Origin of the sequence: Sphingobacterium sp. UDSM-2020, from assembly GCF_016132525.1 — a bacterium.
GTDB classification, from domain to species: Bacteria; Bacteroidota; Bacteroidia; order Sphingobacteriales; family Sphingobacteriaceae; genus Sphingobacterium; species Sphingobacterium anhuiense.
This window is the reverse complement of the sequence record NZ_CP066166.1, coordinates 4,357,401-4,380,387: the sequence shown is the minus strand read 5'-3', so window position 1 is coordinate 4,380,387 and position 22,987 is coordinate 4,357,401. Positions and strand designations below refer to the sequence as shown.

The window sequence follows — 22,987 nt, the reverse complement described above, 5'->3', positions numbered from 1 at the left end:
CATTAAAGCATACCATATAAAGTCTTACCACAGAAAGAATACCGAATAAGAAGTGTTTAAAAAGCATTCTTCACAATCGTACCCAGCCGTTTCAGATCGGCATGGATTCGTTCGTTCCACTCTAAAGCAAAATTTAACCGCATACAGTTATGATAACGGTCCTGAAGTGTGAACATTCTACCTGGCGCAAAGCTTATATTCTGGCGGATAGCTGTATCAAACAAGGATGCTGTATCAATTCTTTTATCCAATTCGAGCCAAAGCACGAATCCGCCCTGAGGGTCGGATATTTTAGTATTGTCCGGAAAATATTCTCCGATAGCCCGTTGGTACTGAAAGCAGTTTGAATACAGCTTATTTCTAAAATTTTGAAGGTGGTGGTCATAACGGCCATGCTCCATAAAATCTGCAATAACCTCCTGATATAAAACAGGTGTTGAGATGGTCTGCAACAGTTTTTGCCTAATGATCTTCTTCTTGAATTTTCCTGGCGCTACCCACCCTACACGGTACCCCGGTGCCAGTGTCTTTGAAAAGGAACCGCACCACATGACTATTCCAGCTTCATCAAAGGCTTTACAGGGCTTAGGTCTATTGGTGCCAAAGTAAAGGTTACCATACAGGTCATCTTCGATCAACGGTATATTTCGTTCGGTAAGCATCTTCACCAGTTCGATTTTGTTTTCTTCTGGCATAAGACTGCCTAATGGATTACTGAAATTTGCGGTGAAGCAACATACATCTATTTTAGAAATAACTTTCTTTAATGCGTCCATATCGATCCCAGAAATCGGATGGGAAGGTATTTCGATCACGTGAAGTCCAAGTGACTTGGCTATTTGAATTGTCCCGAAGTATACAGGTGTTTCCATTGCGATCGTATCGCCTGGCTTTGTCACGGCTAACAAACAATTAAAAATAGCATTCATGGCTCCGGAAGTGGTCACCAGATCATCTTCAGTTAGTTGTCCTTCAAACTCCATGCTCCATTTGGCTATGCTTCTTCTTAAATTAATACTTCCCTGCGCAAGTTCGTAACTGGTCCCGCCGTCGTCAAGTTTTCGTATCACATTCACAATTCCTTTATTTAGTTTTGCTATCGGAAGCATGCTTTGTGCAGGAACGCCTAAAGAGAACTGTGTCAGATTTTCTTTTTTTAGCGAGTTATAAACTTTATCAATAAGATCTTCCTGGTCGTGCTCATTATCCGAGGCCTGTAATCGACCAACTGAGGGAAGTGATAAACGTCGTTGCGCTATTTTACTCACAAAATAACCAGATCGAGGTCTAGATTCAATCAGAGACCTGCTTTCTAACTCTAGAAAGGCCTGTTTAACCGTATTGATACTCACATGATACATCTTCTGAACCACACGAAGCGAAGGGAGTTTATCACCCAATTGCATTGTTCCGGAAACAATCTGTTCTTCAATAATATGAGCAATCTTGAGGTATAAGGATTCTTTCTTCATGGATTTTACGCTATTTAATTATTTTCCCTTTTTTTTAATCTTATTATTCACTGCCTTCAAATTGTTGGATATAGAACACGCTGCAATTTACATATTTTAGGATATCATATGTATCCAACAGCACCTATGCTATATGTTTTAAATATTCACCTTTTCATTCAGTTTAAAGGTTGAGCCAATCAATAAGTCGTTCAATCGCCAATTTAAGTTTAGAGATGCTATGATCATCATCTCCGAATGTCTGGATATAATTTCTTTTTGCTTTGACTTCTAATGCTTCCTTAAGTTCGACTTGATGAAATTCTGATAAAAAGAAACAAGTCATTTCCACCTTGTTTGAATGATTAATAATTGCAGATGCATAGCCAATAACTTCTTTAGCCTGCATGATCACAGCTAAAGGGAGTCCAAATTCGGCCGTCAAAATATTTATCCTTGCCTCCTTTCCCTGAAAATCGGATTTCTCCTGAAGTTTTTTATATAAAGAAACCACGGTACGGAGTTCGGACAAATAAAAATTTCCAATCTTAAATCCATTAATTTCATTAATCTTCATCTTCTTATTGTATTGGTGATAAGCAAATTTAAAGACTCTATTTCTTTGGGTACAGATACAGAAATACTAATTTTCATAGGTACAGTTAGTATTTTTTATACGAGTCCGAACCATTAATTTTACACATTTTAAAACGACATCTAGAAAAAGAATATAATCAGTAATAAAAATAATTGAGAACCAAATACCTTTCCTTATTTTGATTATATTCATAAAAAATTGCATCCCTTAACTATAAACTAAAGTAGAAAAGCCAATGGAGTTTCTGATCATATTTTTTCTAATTTCATTTCCACTACTAGGATTTTGGGTTTATAAACAGTTGCGAAAAAAAGCTAATACCTCTACTAAAATTTCGGAGTACCTTATTATTGTTGCTTTTTGTATTTCGACTGTACTATTTGGTTTCGGACTTATGCTTTATGGTTCGCATTATACGGAAGCAATCGATATTGTCGACGGCGGTTACTCGCCATTTGCTTTAGAACATAGCTTGACATTAGTTACTTTTTTCGCACTTGCCATGCTTGGAATTATAAAGCTATGGTTAAAAGGAAGATCAGCACCTCCACTTCTATTTGTACTGTCACTGATCTTTGTCATTATCGGAATAATTATGAGCGTTGCTGTCTTAATACAGATCTCATCGAATACGCAATTCTACGATTCTTGGTTATTCTTTTTCCTGCCCGTCACCTATATGGTGACTGCATTTACTTTAATTTTTAGATGTATCGGAGAAGAAGCTATATCCGCAACAAATAAACATTACTCGAATAAATTTCTTAACTACCTGAACACGAAAATGGCGAATGTGAGCCATCAACCCGTTTACATTCTCGTCTTTCTTATTCCTGTTTTTGTGATTATTGTTGCGATATTGGTTTTATTTGGACAGGAAGTAAATTCCATAACAAAAGTATTTACGGAAACGACTACATGGAATTTTTCAAGCAAAACTCACCCACCTTTTTTAGATCATAGGGGACATTATTTATGTACTGTAGCTGTTTGTGGAGATCCAACGATTGTAAAACCACTTCGTTTAGGGAAAAGGCATGGAAATGAAGTCGTTGTCAACAGGCAACTACTCGTTGCCAATGCTTTCGAAGAACTAATTTCAGATCATTTTCCATCTCTACATCAAGTCATCAGAAGATTTTATGATCGTTTTGGTTATCCTTTATCAAAAAAGATTAATACGACTCAAAAATCCAATTTGGTATACAGATTGATGAAACCTCTGGAGTACTTTTTTATCTTTTGTCTGTATTTATTCACTGAAAAACCGGAAGAGAAGATCGCTAAACAATATGCTTTATAAACACTAACAGCGCTTTAAATCAACTATAGATCGCAGTTATCATGTTTATTTTTACTGTTAAAATGTAAAACATGTATAATTGTGATCAAATTTTATTATTCCATTTAATGATTTGGTTCAGCATGGATTTCATAGCCAAATCCATCTTCCTTCCAGGACTCTTTCTTTAAAAGAGCCATATTTGAAGTTTTACCGAGCCAGATCTTGATCACCTGCTCTGCTCTTACACCTTTCCTAAAAAGCTTTTTGAACTTGGCATGGATACCTTTAGTGGTTTCATCATATTTAGGTTCTCCATATAGGGAGGATATATATGTTGTAAAAACTTCCAGTTCTCGTTTTCCTATTTCAGGATTAAACTTCCTATAATCCAAATGCTCAAATCGCACATTTAATTTCGAGAAAATTTCTTTACCGATTTTATTGCTGTAGACTTGAAATTCATAATCTTGTGTTCCATTGTTGGTGTAGCCAATATTTTCATTCGGATCACCACTCAGCTCACTCCATTTAACGTGCAAAAAGTCTCCATCGCCAGAAATACGGATTGTTGCAGAATCTTTTACAACTAAGTCCTTTCCTCTATACCCCTTTAAGTAGGTTTTATAATTTCCTGGTAAATAAAAATAATGCCCCCAAGCTGTAGTAAACCGATATCCTCCGGATTGTTTAACGACAAGATTCAGTTTCTTGGGACTTCCTTCAACTTCCCATGTGAGCGAATCTAAATTTTGATATTTTAAGGGAATTAGCATTGATCCGTTTGGTCCATTATAAGTACTATCTTTTAGTTCAAACATCACCATCTCGTAGAAATTTTGATTGCTCTTATCTGCAACTATTCTGATCGGTACTTTTTCTTCTTCGCCAGTAGGATGTTCGACATCAATTTCGTCGACAAGTGAACCAAGTTCTTTGTCAGAACATGAAATTAGTAAACAGCTTGTTAAAAGTAATAAGCAGATTTTTCTAACCATAATTTAAGTCTTACTTGGGAGTCTACTCAAAAATAAGAATTAAAGCTTTATATTACAAGTTGATCGTGAATATTTTAACCGTTTTTTCATAAAAAACCTTTGAAGTATGTAGTAAAAATAATATTATTTGTCCTTTCCAATTATTTATAAACTTATTACACCGATTTTATTCTGAAAGCATTTCGCAATTTTCTTAGATTGATTATTATATTTGCATTGAACCGAAACACTATACCTTGAAAAAAAGACATTTATTAACCCTTATGATCGCGGGTATTTTTATTCCGTTTAGTATAGTTGCACAAAATAAAAAGAGCAAACCAAATGTTATCTTTATTTACGTAGATGATTTGGGATATGGTGATTTAAGCTGTTATGGCGCAAAGGCTATTTCGACACCAAATACAGATAAATTGGCCACAAATGGACTGCGATTTACGCGTGGACATGCAACCTCTGCAACCTGTACTCCTTCCAGATTCGGTTTAATGACTGGTCAGTATCCCTGGAGAAAACCGGGAAGAAATATTCTTCCCGGAGATGCAGCTTTGATTATACCAACAGATCAGATTACCTTGCCTAAGGCATTTAAAATTGAAGGTTATACCACTGCTATCATTGGTAAATGGCACTTAGGATTAGGTGACCAAATTAATAAGGATTGGAATGCGGATATTAAACCAGGACCAAATGAGGTCGGGTTTGATTATTCATATATATTTCCTGCAACAGCTGACAGAGTTCCGACCGTCTTTATGGAGAACCATCGGATAATAGGCCTGGATCCCAAAGATCCTATTATCGTGAATTATAAAAGTAAAATAGGAAATGATCCTACTGGAAAGGAACATCCTGAATTGTTAAAGTTACAATCTTCTGTTGGTCATAACCATACGATCGTAAACGGTATAGGAAGAATTGGCTATATGTCCGGTGGAAAACAAACAAGATGGACAGACGAAGAATTGGGAACTACGTTTTTAGCTAAAGCTCAGGATTTCATAGCGCAAAATCATAAGAAACCATTTTTCCTGTATTTTGCACTGCATGATATTCATGTGCCGCGAATGCCTGCCACCATGTTTAAGGGTAAAAGCAACTTAGGTTATCGGGGTGATGCTATTTTGGAAATGGATTGGATCGTTGGTCAAATAACAAAGCAACTTCATGAACTTGGTATTGAACAGAATACGATGATCGTTTTCAGCAGTGACAATGGCCCTGTACTGGATGATGGATATGCTGATAAAGCAGAAGAACTAAACGGAATTCACAGTCCCGCAGGTCCACTACGAGGATGGAAAACGGACCTATATGAAGGTGGAACCCGTGTCCCTTTTATTATCAGCTGGCCCGCACACATTAAACCTGCTGTAAGTCAAGAATTGGTTTGTCAGATTGATTTCGTTGCCAGTTTTGCCAGTTATTTCAATCAAAAACTTCCAGATGGACAAGCATCTGATAGTCAAAATTTATGGGATACCTTTGTTGGCAACGCGAAACAAGGAAGAAAGACATTGATACAAGAAGGATATAGCAACCTTGCTATTGTATCTGGAGACTGGAAGTATATACCTCCATTTGGAAAAAATGGTCCTCAACTCTACAATCTTAAAGAAGATCTTGCGGAAGAAATAAATGTATTCGATCAATTTCAGGAACAAGCCGCCATACTAGAGGCATTATTTAAGCAAGAGAAAAATTAAATTAGGATATACACTCATCACTAAATTTAATCATATTATGCTTTAATTATTTAAAAAAAACAGCTTCAATTGATAATTGAAGCTGTTTTCACAGCATGAGAATTTACAAGACTTTTTAAATCTAAAACTCTTATTTTATTTTGAGATAATTGCCTTTTTCATCAATATATTTCCACACTCCGTCCCGATAAACCAATAGAGGGAACACTTCTTGTTTTGTATCTGAAGATGAGTCGAAAAAGGTAGGTGCATCAAATAGAATTTCTTCTAATTCAATTGGCACGATTATCTTTCCTTTAGCATCCGATATACCAAATTTGTTATTTTTTTGAAGCAGAAAATAAGTTCCATTCTGAAGGGCCCGAATTTGTGCGTATTCAACCGGTAGCACCTCTTTTCCTGTGGTAAGATCTCCCAATCCATACAGATATTCATAACCGTTTACTTTTGGTAAAAAGACTGAATTATTAATAAACACAGATTCTTCGTGGTTTAGCCTAGAATTTGTGAGATCATATGTCAGGGGAAAGATCAATGCTCCCTTTTTATTGATAAAACCCATTTTAAAAACCAGTGCACGGCTGTCTGAGTTTTCAGATTGACATACCATAGCGGCATCGCCCCGGAAATCAAATGCCCAAACATATTGTGGTGAGACAATTACCTCACCCCTATTGTTGATATAGCCATATCCTCTCTCATTGTACAGCAAAGCCATGTCACCTTTATAGGGCAAGATCACCGTTTCCTTACCGGGATCCTTTGGCAGATAACCTTCTTTTACATAGGTTACACTAAATGCTCCTTTGAGTTCTTTTTTTGCCTTAATATCATAAAGAACCCCGGTTTTGTCATTTTTCGACACTAATAGAAGATTGGGATTATTGATCGGATAAACAGATTGATAATCAAACGCCTGCAGCTCCATGTCATCCATATTGAGTAAAAGGTATTTTCCTTTTATATCTTTTATTAAACAGTATTTAACTCCTATGGTGTCTATTCGTTGAATAGCTGTCTCCAATATCTTTTTTCCTACAAGATCATACAGATCACTACTCTGATTATCCAAATCATCTGCATCTTTTTTCCGGACATTGTTTGCTTTTATAAAGTTTCTATTCCCCAATTTCCCCATAATAAAGCTATCGTAAGCGGGTGGAATGATTTCCTTTTTGGTATCTAAATCGTAAATCCCCATTTGTCCATTTTTGATGAATGTCATTAGATTTTCCGGCGCATCATAGAGTTCGGAAATCCCTTCAAAATCGCTTAACAACAGGTGTCCATCTTGATCAAATAGGCTGGAGATTTTATTTTTCTCGGTAATGATATATTGCTCTTTTGGTTCGTTGTTCTTAAACTTAAAAAGATCAATCTTATAATATTGTGGCTCAATATAGGTGTTTGTATTGGCAAAATACAAACCATAATATGCGCCTTTTTTAATCTTAAAAGTAGCTAAGTTATTACTGCCGGATGAGTAAAAGTAATCATTGACATGTGTTATTTCTCCATTCTCGATTTCGAAAAGCACCTTCCGCGTCTTATCCATCAGATAAGACTTTTGCTGTTTTTTAACAACAAAATAATCGTCGTATACTTTTATATCATCATATTCATTTGGTATAATAACTGACCCTGATAAGTCTGAAATTCCTTTTTTATACTGTTTTGTGGTCAACAGATAGTCTCCATAATAACCTAAATATGAATTATCGTTAGGCAGTTCGATATTATCGAAATCAAATGGTATTTTCAGATCACCGTCCTGCCCGTATACACCATATTTGTTATTTTCTTTTACAAGTAAAACGCCTGTTAATATTTTGGCATTAACAAACTCTCTTTGTGATGGAATATGTATGATAAGCGGCTGTCCACTTTTTGAAAAGGAAGCCACCCAGTTATCACTCCGCATATTCCAATGTGCATGCTCGTATTTAAATGGAACGAGCACTTTTTCACTCCAATCCATTACTCCCCACTTACCATTTTGCTGTGCATATACATAGGTTGAACCATTGCCACATCCACCACAATAATCAAATGCATCATAGCCCTGACTGGTCATTACTTTATTTTGCGATTTACTGTATAAATACCATTTTCCATTTTGTTTAACATCAAAATATTCACCATCTAAATATCCGATATCATCGAAATAAGGTAAAAAAGTTTTATCAGCTAAAAATAAGCTGACCTTTCCATTGCGCTTTACCTTCCAGAACTGCCGAAATTCGATATCAATATCATCGTAGTCTGCTGCTAACAAAAGATCTCCTTTTGGCGAAATAATTCCGATTTTTCCATTTTTCAGATACTTCAATACACTTTTTGGAAGAAAATCTGCTTCCTCTTTAATCTCACGTTGATAATCTTGTACTGAATACGCATCGTTAAAACTTACGGGGGTAGTTTCTGCAAGTTCAATTTTCTCTCCATGCACATTAATATAATAAACCCGACCTTTATCTGTTATTTTCGCGAAGCCATTTCTAAAGGGTGCCATACGATCTTCTTCAACATATGAACTGCTTATTTGTGCCGCTGCAGGATGTGAAAAACAAAGTGTTGCAGCAAAACAGCATGCAGTAAGTATAAAATTCAAATTCTTGTATTTTAAATATGATGAAAATGATGTCATAAGCGATTATATTTAGATTAAAAAGAGCGTTCTTTTGCTTTTATGGAATACTTTTGACCATCTTTCCCAACGAAGTAATACCAGTCACCCTCTTTTACCAATAAGGGCCAGGTTTTTTGATCTCCTTCATAATTCCTACGAATATCGTCATATAGGGGTGCTACAAGGATATTACCAGCCCAATCTGCCAATCCATACTTGTTCCCTTTCGCAAAGGTAAAATTAGGATATGCACTACTTGTCTCTATGTCATGGTATTCTGCTCCTAAAATAACCGTACCGTCTCGTCGTACTAACATCTGGCTATCTTTTCTAGCAAAAGCTAATATTTCAGCATCTGCGCCAGCGGCATACACTTCATCATACTCAAATGGAACGACTGTTTTACCATCCAAATCAATCATTCCTTTCAAGTATTTGAATCCACTCGAGGCTTCTTTGTTTTCGATCTTCTTTGCCGCAACAGCATATCCATCGTAAAAACAATCAACTTGATCAATGCCCGTAAATCTTTTCTCCTGACCTAAGGTATCAATAAAAAGATTTCCTTCTCCCGCATATATTTTTTTCAGCCCAAAATAAAACCCACTCATAGCATGCTTATTATAATTGGGGAAACGAATAAGGTGATAATTACCCTGGACCTTCCATGAGGGGTTCGCATAGATCTTTGTACCATCAAAAGTGGTCAATTGATAAACACCTTCTTTCGTTTCGATCTGCAGAAAACTGTCATTCACCACATGTATATCGGTAATATCAGCTCCTAATTTACGAAGCTTACGTTGTTTGATATCATAGAGTAAAAACTCGTAATTATAATCGGCAATCAGTTTTCGCAGTAGAAAGAAACGGTGATTCAGTAATGTAATATACTGTTCATGCGCTGCAAAAATAATCTCGTTTTGATCCAGATCAAACAATCCAATTTTTAATGCAATACTTCCTTCTTCTTTTCCTTCTGAGAATACAATAAAACGATTCGCGAGATCGAATTCGTTTTGTACTGCTTCTTTGGAATATTGATAAGAATCATTAAATGTGTATTGAACTGGTAATATTTCGGTTCCAGTTTCATCCACAATTCCAGATTTTAGTTCGGAGTCTACAAGAAAGAATGACTTACCTCTGTAATAGTGAAATTGTATATTCTTGTATTTACCACATGGGATAATTGTTTTTCCGTTCCAGCTGTACAGCCCTTTTTTTCCAGCCTTCGTGACTTCTATAAAATAGGGTGCCTGGTTTATCTGCTGCTCATAAATTAACTTCAATCTGACAACTTCTGGAGGTTTTCTGGCCAACATTTTCTCGGTTAATGCATCGGAGCCGGTGTCATATTTATGATGGCCATTTGCCGCTAAAAATCTTATCTCCTCAAATTGAAAATCCAAAAGTGTTTTTCCCTGCATATCAACCACTCCGTATTTACCGGATTTTTTGGCTATTCCCAGATTTCTAATAAAAGGACCCAATGATTCAAATGCAGGCGATACAATTACTTTTTGGGTAATGGGATCAATAACTCCAAACAAGTCTTTTTGCTTAAATATCAAGAGCTTTGATCCTTCAATTGCTTTATAGTCGGTATTTCCTGAAAGTAATATGGTACCTGTAGTATCCATTAAATAAAGCTGTTTATTTTTTGTTCCCTCAATATAGGTCTGCTTACCCCCTACAATATACCTTAAATAGTCATCATACTCGACGGGGATGATAACTTGCCCGCTAGCTTTGGCAAGTCCACTTTTATCCGCCTTGCGAACCTCCACATACTCGTCAGAAAAAAAATTTGTGATATATTCATATTCAGGCTCATGTACTAATTTACCATCAGAGGCTGAAGCCCAGCCCCAAAGATTATTTTTGGCAATTCCAATACTATTTTTATTAATAACTGTGGCATTCTGAAATTGTAAGGGAATAATAATGTTGCCCTTATCATCAGCGACTCCGGTTTTACCATCTTTTTTTAAAATGATGTATTTGTAATTGTATGATATTCCTGCATACCACTGTCCTTCGTATTCCGTAGCGAGCTCAATTTCATCATAATCGATAGGAACGACCATGTTTCCCTTATCATTCAAGACACCATAATGCCCCTTCTTCACGACAACAAATAGATCTGAATCATGTTCTTCCACATCATCTATGAAATGATTGCCATCCAGATGATAAAAATATTCTTTTCTATCTTTTTTGACTTTTACTAATGGAGACATCGAACCTCCGAAGCCTATCGCATCTGCAGTCTGAACTGTCTGCGAAAAACCTAAAACAGTTGATAATAAGAGTGAAAAAATAAGAATATGCTTCATTGATAACCCGTTTCTCCAAATATCTAGATTTTCAACCGAAAAATACACCCCTGAAATCCGCTAATTTTATTCTTTTAACATCCTCATTATTAATGGCTGTATATCATTGTTCAAAAATAAATCGTTAATTTTATACATACAGTATATATGATGTTAAAGTTTTCTAGTCATACATACAGGTTTAACATCGCTAAATAAAGAATAAAACTATGCTAACAGCAATACATCCGAAGTTACCTATGCGTGATAAATCGCTAACAAAAGACTATTATGTCAAGCAATTAGGTTTTGAAACTTTCGGCGACCACGACTATGAAGGTTATTTAATGCTTTTCAAAGAAGGTATTGAAATTCACTTTTTTGAATTTAAAGAACTTGATCCGAAAGAAAATTATGGCCAGGTTTACATTAGAACGGACAATATTGAGACCGTTTATCAGCAGTTCTTAGACAATAATGTCGCTATTCATCCAAATGCTCCTCTGGAAATTAAATCGTGGGGGCAAAAAGAATTTTCGTTGCTCGATCCTGACAACAATCTATTAACTTTTGGACAAGGTGTCGATTGAATTTATAATACAATTTAAAGCTCAATCCAATTATTATCTTTTCTTATCACCTCATTCAACCTTTCTTGAGCCGCTTTTCTATCCTCAGCAATACTTCCGCCATTTGATTCCATTATAGAAAGCATATTTTTTTGATAGTACCTTCTATCTTTGAACAGCTTATCTTTGTTGATTTTTTTAATTTCAACATTTTCTTTTTTGTTTAATTCTATATCCTCGTCTACATTTTGAATAGACTGAAATTCAAATTTCCATGTTTTACTTGAATCTTCTAATCTTAATATTAGTCCCGGTAATTTTCCGAATTTGTAAGGCCCATCCGATATTGGAATTTCTGTTGAAAACCAAGCTGTCCAATGCCTACCGCCAAAGTCTATTTCAGCTTTTTGACAAAGAAACTGATCAATGGTAATTGTGTCTGAAGATAATTTCCAACTGTCCATTGCTGTAGCAGGCTCTGTATAATAATTTATTTCTTTAACATGATTTAAATTGCTGCCCGAATATTCATCATAGACTTTGATCTGTCCAGTATTAGATTTTAATATTTGATAATTCAGGTTATTGATCTTTCCAATTGTCACAACCACTGGGGCAGAAAGTTGGATAACTTTATTATTAATATAAGCTGCATAAGTGGCATCTTGCTCAGCTTTATGAAGTGTTCTAAATAAAGAAACCGTATCTGATAACAGCAACTCGGTCAACTCGGTAGTTTTAGATGCTGTATTTAAACTATCCATTTGAAAAGTCATATTATACAGTACCTTTTTATGTACTTTCAAACGATCAGATTGGGCATAAATAGCCGTACTGAAAAACAATGCAACAGTTGAAACTGATAATGATAATAATTTTACGCGTTTATTTAAGTTCATATTTATGTGGAGTATTGATTGAGTCTTCTTTCTAAACACATTGAAAACATTGGTTTTTTGAAGTTAACAATTTCTCCTGTAATGACAAAATTATTTATCACATAAAAAAGTATGTACTAGGGTTAATAATAAGGTTATTAAAAACAATGAATTCTAGAATAAAGTAACAAAAAATTAATAATCAATAGGGGAAAGATTTCAAACTGAGGATAAAGTGTATGACTATAAATCAAATATTGCGGAAAGCTGTACTATAAAAGTGTTTTAGAATTATGTAAATTGAAATTGTTTTATAACACATCACATCATGTACAGATACAAAAGTAAGCGTTTTTCACTTAAAGATTTGGAAGAAATTATGCATAAATCTCAACATGGAGATTCAGATAGTCAATATTTACTTGCAAATTATTATAATGATGGATTATGGATTGATGAAGAACCCATCTTGCAACAAGATAAAAAAGAAGCATTCGATTTAACAGAAGCGGCCTATAGGAATGGTAGCAAACAAGCTATGATAAGCTATGCCAATTATTTATCTGTTGGGTATGCCTGTGACAAAAACGAAGCGCTAGCAAAAAAACTATATAAAGAAGCGATTAAAGCAAATGACTGTTTAGGTGCTTTTAATTTAGCTCGTTTGTATACTACGAATGGGAAATATAAAAAAGCATTTGAGTTTTATCATCTAGCGGACAATATGGGTAAATATTGTGCATTAGAAATAGGAACGTGTTATTATTATGGAATTGGAACCAAGCAGGACATTAAAAGGGCAATTTGTTATTATAAATCTATTTTAAGGTTAGAAAAGTATTATTCCGCCTACGAATTTGAAGAGGCTAATTATATATTGGCAAAATTGTATTTGGAAGGAATTCACTTACCTAAGTCTCTTTCAAAAGCAAGAAAACTCTTAAATGTGGCTAACATAGACCGAGATCACAGAAGTGCCCAGAATATCCAAGCGATGTTAAAAAATTCCCATAACTCATACTGATATGGTGTAAATAAGGATTATGATGAGGAAAAGATTTAAGATACAGATCAACATTGAATAAATCGCAGCTGATCTGTATAATTTAATGACTAATCTTCATCATGGTCTTCTCCAGCTAGAGAGAACTTGATTGATTTTTGAGGATAATCATCAAAACTTTTTCTACTGGTATTACCAATTACTTTTTTAAGGCTTACTTTATCTCCTAATCTAAAATGAAGTTCTACTAACTGATAGTCCAATAAATATGGCCCACAAAAGTAATTACCCTTTTCGTCTTGCTCAATTATTCCTTGATATAGCCCTCTTTTTGTTTCTCTTGGCATGTTATTATATTTATGGGACAAAGATACGAAGAGTAAAGGCATTTTAAACTATTAACACAAAAGATAATAATAAATGGTCTGAATTACATGATCATCCTATTCATCATGATCTCTGAATCAGAGTTGTGATTTCAACATATCTAACGATAATCCCTGCATACTGGTAATCGTTTCGGAATCATAGCTTCCATCAGGTTTTAGCATAATATAAGAAGGAAAACCACCTTTATTAAATAAATTCATCGCTTCGCTTGTCACCTTTTCATTAACAAATACATGAATACCGGGCTGCTCTATTTCAAGCACTTTATTTTTCCATTTCTCTTCACTTGAACTGGATGATGTGCAGATATAGACAAATTCAATTGGTAAATCAGCTTCTTTTGCTTGTTTATGTAGCTCTTTACTATAAGGCATTGCTTGAATACATGGGATACACCAGGTTGCCCAAAAATCAATTACAACAAGTTTATTTGGAAATGTAGATTTCAAATCTCGCAAAAAATCAGCCCCAGATTGATGTTCATCGATATAAAGTAATGCTCCAGATCCGGTTTTTAATATGTGTTTTCCAAGCGTTGATGCAACATTTTCTTTGACATTTTCTTTAACAGTTGATGCCTGGTTGATTGAATCAATTTTCTCAATCTTACTGTCCAACATGGCAATCTGAGATCGTACATACTCGCTAGACCACTTGAAATGGAGGGTCGGTGCTAATTGTTTATAAAGATCACGCTGAAGTTTAACATCTCTATCTTCTAGCTGTAACTTGATTAAATCTGCGTAAGCTGCCGGTAATATGCTATCGCAGTAATTAGCAAGATTGACATGACTATATTTTTGACCGGTAGTTTTAAAAGAGGATCTTACATAATAATTCAAAAATTGTATATATGTGCGTGAGTTATTTGATATCGCGTAAACAGGAGTCAGTAAGTCTTCTATCTGTTTTACTTGAATATTGTTTTCAAGTAAATATTTCAATTTTTCTTCATAATAACTGGCCGCTGTTTCACTTTCGACTAAATATTGATAAGTATCGCCATATGTAGTATAGAACATATCATTAACACGATCCTGAACAGCAAATAAGCTATCTAGATTGGTTAAGAATGCTGTATCTTTTTTATTTAGATCCTGCAATTTCGTTGAAAAACTTTCATTATGTTTTTTATCGAATAATATATAATTATTCATCACCTCATTTTTTTTACCATCTTTACCACCAAAAGTAACTCCCTCGCCATTCCAGTAAACAAATTTCTTTTTCAATTTGTCCAGATCGAAGGTGAGCTCCAGTTCTTCATTTAAATAGATACAGAAATATGCATATTCTCCAAACGTGAACCAAATTTGCTGATTCATTAATTTATCTGGTATGACAATACTAAAAGTGCCATCTGGAGCTACTTTGGTTGTATAACTTGATTGAAAAGGATTGCCCGCATTCACGATGCTATATTCAATCGTAATTCTTTCGAGATCGGACGGGCTTGCATGTAACACTTTTCCCTTTATCTGAGCTCGTACTTGATGAGTAGATTGTGTATCATAAGCCGCATCTGTAAGTGGCATTGGATGAGTTTTTCCCTGAGCAAATAAAGCTATTGGAAAAACGATGCTAAAAAAGTAAATAATAAGAGTTTTCATGGTTTTATAATCTGGTTTAAAATTTGATAAACATATTCTTTTTTCTGTCTGGCAATCGGTACCAAAAAATTATGTTGCATATGAACTGCCGGATTATCTCCTTTGGTATACCCCAACACATGCTTCGGATTTATGAGATGGCTCTGATGTGTTCTTATAAATCCATATTGACTTAACATTTCATCGTATTCTTTAAGGGTCTTACTGATCACAATTGGTTCTCCCTCCGACAGGTAGATCTCGGTATAATTATCATCTGCACGACATCGAACAATTTGAGCGACGGGAATATACCGGGTTTCTCTTCCAGTACTTAAAGCAATTTTATCTTCATCATGTTGCTTGTTATTGAGATTCTGGATTAAGTTCTCCAGATTGGCATTGTATTTCTTCTGCCTAATTTTTTCAACGGCTTTATACAATGCTTCTTCCAACTCTTTTATATTCAATGGTTTGAGCAGATAATCCAATGCTGAAAACTTAACAGCCCGAATTCCAAATTTATCATAAGCCGTTACAAAAATCACTTCAAAACTACGCTCTCCTATTTCCTGTAACAGATCAAAACCATTTTTTTGAGGCATTTGAATATCTAGAAAAATTAACTCCGGTTGTGTGTTTTTTATCAGTAAAACACCTTCGTCAGCATGGGTAGCTGTACCGACCAACTGTAGATTATCCCTATACTTTTCTAAATAAGAACTTAATATTTCGATGTTGTTTACCTCATCGTCTATAATTACATATCTGATCATATGATTAATTTTTAGAAATCCAGTTAGAAATTAGGATACAGACCTGAGTTTTATTGTTAGTAGTCTTAATCTCAATATGAAATGTATTTTCTGGATAAAGCTTATTAAGTAAATTTAGACGTTCTTTGCTCAATCGAAGACCATATCCACTTTCATTATTATCAACCGTATAATCAAATCCGGCTCCATTATCTTCGACACAAATACGCAAGGTCTGTCCAAGCTGATCAATGATAATATTGATCATACCTGTATTTCCTAATATAGCGATACCATGTTTTACGGCATTCTCAACTATAGGCTGTAATAGCATAGTTGGTATTTCAATGAGATCTGCATGAACAGAAATTTTATTTTCTATCTGATAATGAAAACCAAATCTTAACTGTTCCATCTGTAAATAATCATCCAATAATTGTAATTCTTCACTTAGTGGATTCATTTCTTTTTCTGCATTTTCTAATGTTGCGCGAGTAACCGATGCAAATTTACTTAGGTAATGATTGGTTCCGATCAAATCATTCTTTTGAATCAAATTTTGAATGGAATTGATAGCATTGAACATAAAATGGGGATTTAACTGTGCCTGAATATTCTTGATCTGTAGTGTAACCGCCTGCTTTTGCTGCTGTACTTGTTTCATCTTTCTCCGACTTCGAGACCTCATCATGAAGAATCCAGCGCATACCATAATTGAGCTGGCTAAAAGATAGGGCCATATGATAGGCCACACCGCTTGTGTGGTCTTTATTGCTGTCGGCACTATTCGATAGGAAATGCGCAAGATCTCGCTATCTTTATATTCCGAAAGATCTCCGGTTTTATGCACCAGCAGTTCATACTGACCTACTTCATTCAAATATTGATTTGAAATAGTAAACTTGTCTAACTGTGTCCACCACTCCAGACGAAGTGTATCAACCTGACCATTGCTATTTTTAATTAAATGAATGGAATATGGAACGGTCTCATGCTTGTCAAATTCTAGATCAAATTCAGTAATACTATCTTTCTGAAAGGTCCATCTTACCGGAACTCCAGTATCCGTATCATAGGATTGAACCTGCCCCTTATTCAAAGAGTCGTTTAATACATTGAAATACCCATATTTTCCTGATCCTCTTGCTATCAGTTGCTTCAGTACGGGGCGATTATTTTTACGCCAGTCAATGATATAACCATCTCTGATGCCGTAATTCTTCTTATTCCTGACCTCTACAAGGATCTGTTTTCCGGGATAATTAAAAGTGCCTACAGCACCATAAGGGATTTTGGCTCCATACTCCATTGACAATTTAGGTATCGGAGACCAGGGAACTAGCTCGATGCTATCATGCTCTACGACCCGGTAAACATAATCCTTATAATTATCTTTATTAATCCCCATAGCGACAATGATAGCATCGGAACTATCGGGTACGATATAACTATAGTAGAGTTTGGATATGTTTTGAACAGGTGCCGTAAAATAGTTTTTAAGCTTAGGGCTCAATTTTATACCGAGCAATATTGGGGAATTGGGAACATTATTCAGGCCAGATCCAGGTACTTTTACTTTATTATCAAAACTACCATAGACATGCCATATATATTTAGCTGATGTGACATATTCAACATTATTACGTATCATCATACGCTTATCTGTTGAAAAACCATGAAAATGAAAGTTCTCTCCGAAAAAGTAGTCATTCCCCTGCTGGTCCTGTGCCCAGGTTTTAAAAAATAAAAGTAGCAGCAATAACAAAAGTGTTCTTTTCATTTCTATTTGGTTTATGGATCGAAAATGCTCAAATTAATTGGAATGAAAAAAGAAAATGAGCAATTGGCAGGATGTATTGAGTATCTGGAGAAAAAAGTAAAATATTCCTTTAAAGATTTAAATCCTGATCAATTGAATATCAAGACAGACATCCTATTTTCGGATTAATTTGTTATTTTTATAAAGTGTAGAGCGTGCTCGAAAGTGCCTTGTGAGAAATATTTAAAAAAATAAAATACCTTAAAGAGCGCAAATAGAGACTATTTATAAGATTAATTCGGTAAACAGATGACTATACGAAATACCTTCCTTTTTTTAAGTTTAATCTACTTGGGATGTACAAATCAAACGACTAAAGTAAACAATAAAAAGATAACTGATAGCTTATCTACAGTGACAGATAGTTCAATAATCAGCAATTTAACGGCCATACAACCGGTTAAAACTGATTCTACTTTGGGAAAATTATTGATCCGTACCTATGAAGGAAAAGCTGCTTCATCTTCTCAATACACATTAATCGTTCTAAATCAAGAATATAGTGGTGATGGACAGTTCTCTATCAGTATCTATGATAACAGGAATAAAAAATTGTTCGTAGCACAAGGTAAAAGATATACGTTACGAGGTGAGAATGACACCACGCTATGGCAGTTTTTAACGAATGATGATAAATATAGTTTTGAATTTTTAGTTAATACGGCTGACTCAATTACATTGGTCAATAATCCTTATAGTCAAGATAACCCTATTTTAAAAATGATTTCAAGTGAAAAAATAACGAACTAGTATATTGGGGCACCGTAAATTTAATACACTACATACTCAGTTCTTTCTTAATCAATAAGCTTACGTTCAAATATCTGCTTCTGGTTTGTTATCCAGCCGTTTTCTCTCTATATTTTTTTAAACTCAGTCCATGATGACGTTTAAAAAACTTATTAATATGACTTTCATCCGCAAATCCAAATTCATGTGCAATCTCATGAACTCTTTTATCACTAAACCTTAATCGATGTTCTATTAAGCGGATCCGATACGAAGAGATATACTTTTGTATAGATTCATGACATTGTTTACGAAAATAGCTTCCGAGATAAGTGGAAGATAGTCCAAATTTTTCGGCCATTACTCCTATTTTTAAAAATTCGGGTTGCCGTATATTTTCCTGTATATAATCCAATAATTGCAGTATGCGCGTATCTGCAGTCTGTGAAATATTTTCTGGTTTAACAATCGCAATATTCCTTGCTGCTATGACAATAATGGCATTAACCAGATGTCTTCTCACATCTTCATTATAATGCCCATGCTCTTCGCATGACTGTTGAAGATTTTGCATCAGCAAGCTGATCGATTGAAAGCATTAAACGATGTTGCAGATTTAGCGATAGATGATGCAAAAGCGCTACCTATCGGCATAGTAGCTGATGATAGCAACCCGTGAATTGGATGAAAAAATCATTAAAAAGCTCATCTGTATTTTAGTGCAGATGAGCTTTTTAACAATGATTACGTATAATCTACCTGAATCAATGGTTTAATGATGCATAAGCCCCCACTGTTTATTTGGTTCAGATCCCATTTCTAGGACAAGCTCTCCTCCTTTCAGAAGCTCGGAAGCATCAAAATAAAATGTATCAAGTTTCTTTCCATTCAGGGTTGCGGCCTGCACGTAGATATTCTGTTTGCTGCTGTTATTGGCTTTGATCACGAATTGCTTTCCTCTACCGTATCTGTTATCCAGTTTAATCTTGATCTCTTTGAACATGGGGCTTCCAATTTCATATACCGGTTTGCTTCGGGTTCCTCCATCCATCTGGAATAAACCGATTGCAGTCATGATATACCATGCACTCATCTGTCCTTGATCTTCGTCACCGAGATAGGCATTGGAAATTCCTTGTCCATAATACCTTTCGGCGATAGAACGGCTATATTTTTGCGTGAGCCAAGGTTTGTTCATGTAATTAAAAATATAGGCAAAATGCATCGATTGCTGATTACCTTGTACAACGGGGTAATCCCAGTATTGATCATTTGGCCCATTATAACGCCATTTTTCACTTTCTCCAAATCCCCATTCCAATCGCTTTAACAGCACATCTTCACCGATCCATTTGGAAAGCCCAGGTAGATCCTGAGGGACAAAGAAGGTTAATTGCCATGCATTACCTTCTACGTAATGATGGTTTGCTCCAGATTTAAAGGGATCAAAGTCTTTTAACCATTCGCCTTTTGAATCTTTCATCCGAGCATAGCCGGTTGAAGGATCGATTGCATTTTTCCACCAGGTCCCCCGGTCATTGAAATATGCATAATCGTCAGTTTTGTTTAATGATTTGGCAAACTGACCTACCGTCCAGTCATCATAGCTATATTCTAAACTATTGGAAAAACGGCCCAGATCTGATGGTACATATTTATATTTTAAATACACATCCAGATCTCTATTTCCCGCGAATCCGCCTTCAAATTTCAGAGGACTGGTCATCTGCATTTTCTTAACTGCTGTAAAAGCTTTTTCTACATCATAATCACGAATTCCCATCTGATATGCTCCGACGATCAGCGGAATTTCATGTTCTGCAACCATCACTGGTATATACTCCATTCCTGCTGGTCCTTTAGCTAACCAGCCATCGGCATCGTACATGGCTAATTGTGATTTAACCCATTTGTTTGACCATTCAGGAGTCACCAAATTCCAAAATTGATTCAGATTCCAAAAGGTATTCCAGAATGCGTCACATCCAAGTGCCAGATCATTCTTGTTTGTGAGTGTACGAACTACTTCACGTGAATCTCGCCATTGTCCGTTAATATCGCTAAACGTGTTTCTACTGGCAAGTGCACGGTACATATTGGTGTAGAATTTCTCTTTCTCCAAATAATCGTCGGAGGTGATTTCCAAGCGGTCGAGCAACTCATTCCAAACATCGTGCTGATGTGCTACAACCTGATCGAAAGACCATTTAAAAGGTTGGGTGATTTCTTGATGCAAATTCTCTTCGGCATTTTCGATACTCACATAGGATATGCCTGTGCGTAATTGAACTGTTTTTTGTTTCCTGACATCAAATTCAACAAACATGCCAGCTTCTGTCACCTGCTTACCTTCGCCATCTGGGCCAGAACTGACCTGGTCACCTTTCCATGTTCCGAAGTTCATGATGGGACGATCGAACTCGATTGCAAAATGAACAATGTAATCTTGCTTGGCATCGGTAGACCACACATTTTCAGATAGCTGACTGCTATACCCGATGATTTTAGTGTCTGATACTTTCTTTAGTTTATAATCTAGAATCTGGTAAGGATACTCGCCGTTAGCTTTTAGGTCGATCATTACACGGCCGGTATCAGATCCGTTGAAGGTATAACGTTGAAAACTTGCTCGTGTCGTCTGTGTGATGTCGACATCGATATCGTGATCGGTCAACTTGACGTGATAGGATCCTAATGGAGCACGTTCGGTTGTCTTATCAATCTGTGAGCGATATCCTGATTCGGGTTCGTACTGATCTCCAACCTTAACCTGCAGTTTTCCTGATGTAGGAAAGGTTCCTAATCCTGCCATTGTCCATTCGTGGATATGACTAAATGTACCGATCGATTCTATTGAGGGTTCATAACCTGCCTGCCAACCAATATTTTGATTATCTGGACTGATCTTCACCATACTAAATGGCATCCAGGGTCCCGGGGCAATCATCCATCGTGAATGAGCTGTACCGATCATTGTATTAACATAGTCGGAGGCACCTCCAAGTCTTTTCGGTGCTCGTGTCACCTGCAAACGATCTGTTAATTTATCATTTACGTAAATTTCACATATACTTTGCTTTGGTTTTTTGACGGGATCAAGAGGCACTTCTAGCATAGATAAGCCCTTGTCTAAACTTCCTTGATAGACCGATTTACCATCTACAAGAATCCGGATACGCTGGGCATTTTTTAAACGAAGCACCTCTACCAAAAGATTCTGCATACGTCCTTTAGGACCATTAGATTCAAAATCGGCAACCTTGATCTGCTTTACCAAAGCATCGTAATTTGTGATCAATTTGGATTTTGCTGGCCCCAGCAAACGAAAAGAATCAAATTCTACCCATCCACCTTTCAAAACGGTTAAGGTGATATGGTTATATCCTGCGCGAATTACAGATGGATCTGGTTTTATGATGAGTTTCTTCTTCCCCAAAGCTCCAACTCCAGGTTCTCCTGTACCGGCTCCATTAGTAATGTCATAATTATAATTTCGACCATTAATAGATAACTGCAAAGTTGGGTGATTTTTAGGATCCGAATTCACAAGGTCTACTTCCAATACATAAGGGTCGTTGCCAGATGCTTTATCCAAAGCGTAATAGAAATTGAGAAAATGTGTTCGTAAACCTGAAGTAGGTCCTGTACCACCCCACTCGTTTGCAGGCCCTGGAAGAACATAGGGCAATTCTGTATTTAGCTGACTTTGACCAATGATCACCTGTCTGTCTTCATATCCCATATCATGAGCCAAAAAATTCTTATAATCTCCTGGTGCTAATGCAAACTCTGCACTCGAACCATCGGGTTTACCCAATTGCCAAATCACATTTTGCTGTGCTAATGCCTCCTGTCCAAAAGCAAGAAAAAATAATCCTGTTGCTATTAAAAATTTATTTCGTTTATTCATACTGTTTAGTTTATTGGTTATTCTTAAAAAACATCTGCTTTCTGACCCAATTCAAAAATGGGATCAAAACGACAATATTCAATTAAAAATAGACACAATCATCACTGGTTTAAAGGGTAATTATTTGACAAGATTTAAAATAAATTTCGATCTTTCAATTGATGCCATGCAGGTATAATTAAAATTAAACCACACTTAATAAACATCACACGTCTCATCTATAATACAATAATAAAACTTTGTACGTACATATGCAAGAATAAATATTAGATTGTACATACATATATCTAAAAATGGACAATTACGGGCTTTTATTCATACTGGATTAACAATGGAATGGGTTTTATTGCTTATCTTATTGTC

At 35.6% G+C, this 22,987-nt stretch carries 18 protein-coding genes; 6 read left to right on the top strand and 12 right to left on the bottom strand.

The window, feature by feature from the left end; all coding sequences use genetic code 11:
• Positions 1 to 56: 56 nt before the first annotated feature.
• Positions 57 to 1,472 carry a PLP-dependent aminotransferase family protein gene (locus JAZ75_RS18325; RefSeq protein ID WP_208697330.1) on the bottom strand — a complete coding sequence of 472 codons (1,416 nt, stop codon included), beginning with the start codon at positions 1,470 to 1,472 and terminating at the stop codon, positions 57 to 59.
• 163 nt (positions 1,473 to 1,635) lie between these two features.
• Positions 1,636 to 2,028, bottom strand: a complete 393-nt coding sequence (locus JAZ75_RS18320; protein ID WP_208697328.1) for a hypothetical protein — start codon at positions 2,026 to 2,028, stop codon at positions 1,636 to 1,638.
• Positions 2,029 to 2,284: 256 nt separating this feature from the next.
• Between JAZ75_RS18320 and JAZ75_RS18315 the strand changes: the two genes are divergently transcribed.
• Positions 2,285 to 3,352 (top strand): DUF6688 family protein, encoded by a 1,068-nt coding sequence (locus JAZ75_RS18315; RefSeq protein WP_208697326.1) that lies wholly within the window; start codon positions 2,285 to 2,287, stop codon positions 3,350 to 3,352.
• Between the two features lie 104 nt (positions 3,353 to 3,456).
• On the opposite strand, the gene JAZ75_RS18310 is transcribed toward JAZ75_RS18315, so the two are convergent.
• Entirely contained in the window at positions 3,457 to 4,329 is an 873-nt protein-coding gene (locus JAZ75_RS18310) for a hypothetical protein (protein WP_132767702.1), read from the bottom strand.
• A gap of 236 nt (positions 4,330 to 4,565) precedes the next feature.
• Here JAZ75_RS18310 and JAZ75_RS18305 point away from each other — a divergent pair, with 236 nt between their 5' ends.
• Positions 4,566 to 6,035 carry an arylsulfatase gene (locus tag JAZ75_RS18305; RefSeq protein WP_317192268.1) on the top strand — a complete coding sequence of 490 codons (1,470 nt, stop codon included), beginning with the start codon at positions 4,566 to 4,568 and terminating at the stop codon, positions 6,033 to 6,035.
• A gap of 130 nt (positions 6,036 to 6,165) precedes the next feature.
• Here JAZ75_RS18305 and JAZ75_RS18300 read toward each other — a convergent pair whose 3' ends face one another.
• Together JAZ75_RS18300 and JAZ75_RS18295 are read right to left on the bottom strand one after the other, a co-directional pair.
• The gene (locus tag JAZ75_RS18300) at positions 6,166 to 8,646 is read right to left on the bottom strand and encodes a WG repeat-containing protein (RefSeq protein WP_208697324.1); all 2,481 of its coding nucleotides are present in this window, start codon (positions 8,644 to 8,646) and stop codon (positions 6,166 to 6,168) included.
• Between the two features lie 53 nt (positions 8,647 to 8,699).
• Positions 8,700 to 11,003: a WG repeat-containing protein gene (locus JAZ75_RS18295; RefSeq protein WP_208697322.1), complete on the bottom strand. Its 2,304-nt coding sequence runs from the start codon at positions 11,001 to 11,003 to the stop codon at positions 8,700 to 8,702.
• A gap of 209 nt (positions 11,004 to 11,212) precedes the next feature.
• Between JAZ75_RS18295 and JAZ75_RS18290 the strand changes: the two genes are divergently transcribed.
• Positions 11,213 to 11,572 (top strand): bleomycin resistance protein, encoded by a 360-nt coding sequence (locus tag JAZ75_RS18290; RefSeq protein ID WP_132767697.1) that lies wholly within the window; start codon positions 11,213 to 11,215, stop codon positions 11,570 to 11,572.
• A 14-nt stretch (positions 11,573 to 11,586) separates the two neighbouring features.
• On the opposite strand, the gene JAZ75_RS18285 is transcribed toward JAZ75_RS18290, so the two are convergent.
• Entirely contained in the window at positions 11,587 to 12,450 is an 864-nt protein-coding gene (locus JAZ75_RS18285) for a GLPGLI family protein (RefSeq protein ID WP_168126364.1), read from the bottom strand.
• Positions 12,451 to 12,757: 307 nt separating this feature from the next.
• On the opposite strand from JAZ75_RS18285, the gene JAZ75_RS18280 reads away from it, so the two are divergent.
• Entirely contained in the window at positions 12,758 to 13,453 is a 696-nt protein-coding gene (locus JAZ75_RS18280; RefSeq protein WP_208697320.1) for a tetratricopeptide repeat protein, read from the top strand.
• An 89-nt stretch (positions 13,454 to 13,542) separates the two neighbouring features.
• On the opposite strand, the gene JAZ75_RS18275 is transcribed toward JAZ75_RS18280, so the two are convergent.
• The 4 genes from JAZ75_RS18275 to JAZ75_RS18260 all read right to left on the bottom strand — a co-directional run bounded on the left by JAZ75_RS18275 (position 13,543) and on the right by JAZ75_RS18260 (position 17,946).
• Entirely contained in the window at positions 13,543 to 13,779 is a 237-nt protein-coding gene (locus tag JAZ75_RS18275) for a hypothetical protein (protein WP_132767691.1), read from the bottom strand.
• Between the two features lie 117 nt (positions 13,780 to 13,896).
• On the bottom strand, positions 13,897 to 15,432 hold the full coding sequence (locus JAZ75_RS18270) for a TlpA family protein disulfide reductase (RefSeq protein ID WP_208697318.1): 1,536 nt from the start codon (positions 15,430 to 15,432) through the stop codon (positions 13,897 to 13,899).
• Positions 15,429 to 16,187, bottom strand: a complete 759-nt coding sequence (locus JAZ75_RS18265; protein WP_208697316.1) for a LytR/AlgR family response regulator transcription factor — start codon at positions 16,185 to 16,187, stop codon at positions 15,429 to 15,431. Before JAZ75_RS18265 ends, JAZ75_RS18270 begins: the two co-directional genes overlap by 4 nt.
• Positions 16,188 to 16,191: 4 nt before the next feature.
• Complete coding sequence (locus tag JAZ75_RS18260) at positions 16,192 to 17,946, bottom strand: sensor histidine kinase (protein WP_208697314.1); 1,755 nt, start codon at positions 17,944 to 17,946, stop codon at positions 16,192 to 16,194.
• Between the two features lie 42 nt (positions 17,947 to 17,988).
• Between JAZ75_RS18260 and JAZ75_RS26090 the strand changes: the two genes are divergently transcribed.
• Entirely contained in the window at positions 17,989 to 18,114 is a 126-nt protein-coding gene (locus tag JAZ75_RS26090; RefSeq protein WP_262896127.1) for a hypothetical protein, read from the top strand.
• 120 nt (positions 18,115 to 18,234) lie between these two features.
• Entirely contained in the window at positions 18,235 to 18,735 is a 501-nt protein-coding gene (locus tag JAZ75_RS18255; RefSeq protein WP_208697306.1) for a hypothetical protein, read from the top strand.
• An 88-nt stretch (positions 18,736 to 18,823) separates the two neighbouring features.
• On the opposite strand, the gene JAZ75_RS18250 is transcribed toward JAZ75_RS18255, so the two are convergent.
• Together JAZ75_RS18250 and JAZ75_RS18245 are read right to left on the bottom strand one after the other, a co-directional pair.
• The gene (locus tag JAZ75_RS18250; protein ID WP_208697304.1) at positions 18,824 to 19,288 is read right to left on the bottom strand and encodes a helix-turn-helix domain-containing protein; all 465 of its coding nucleotides are present in this window, start codon (positions 19,286 to 19,288) and stop codon (positions 18,824 to 18,826) included.
• Positions 19,289 to 19,486: 198 nt separating this feature from the next.
• Positions 19,487 to 22,624 carry a GH92 family glycosyl hydrolase gene (locus tag JAZ75_RS18245; RefSeq protein ID WP_021191433.1) on the bottom strand — a complete coding sequence of 1,046 codons (3,138 nt, stop codon included), beginning with the start codon at positions 22,622 to 22,624 and terminating at the stop codon, positions 19,487 to 19,489.
• Between the last annotated feature and the right edge of the window lie 363 nt (positions 22,625 to 22,987).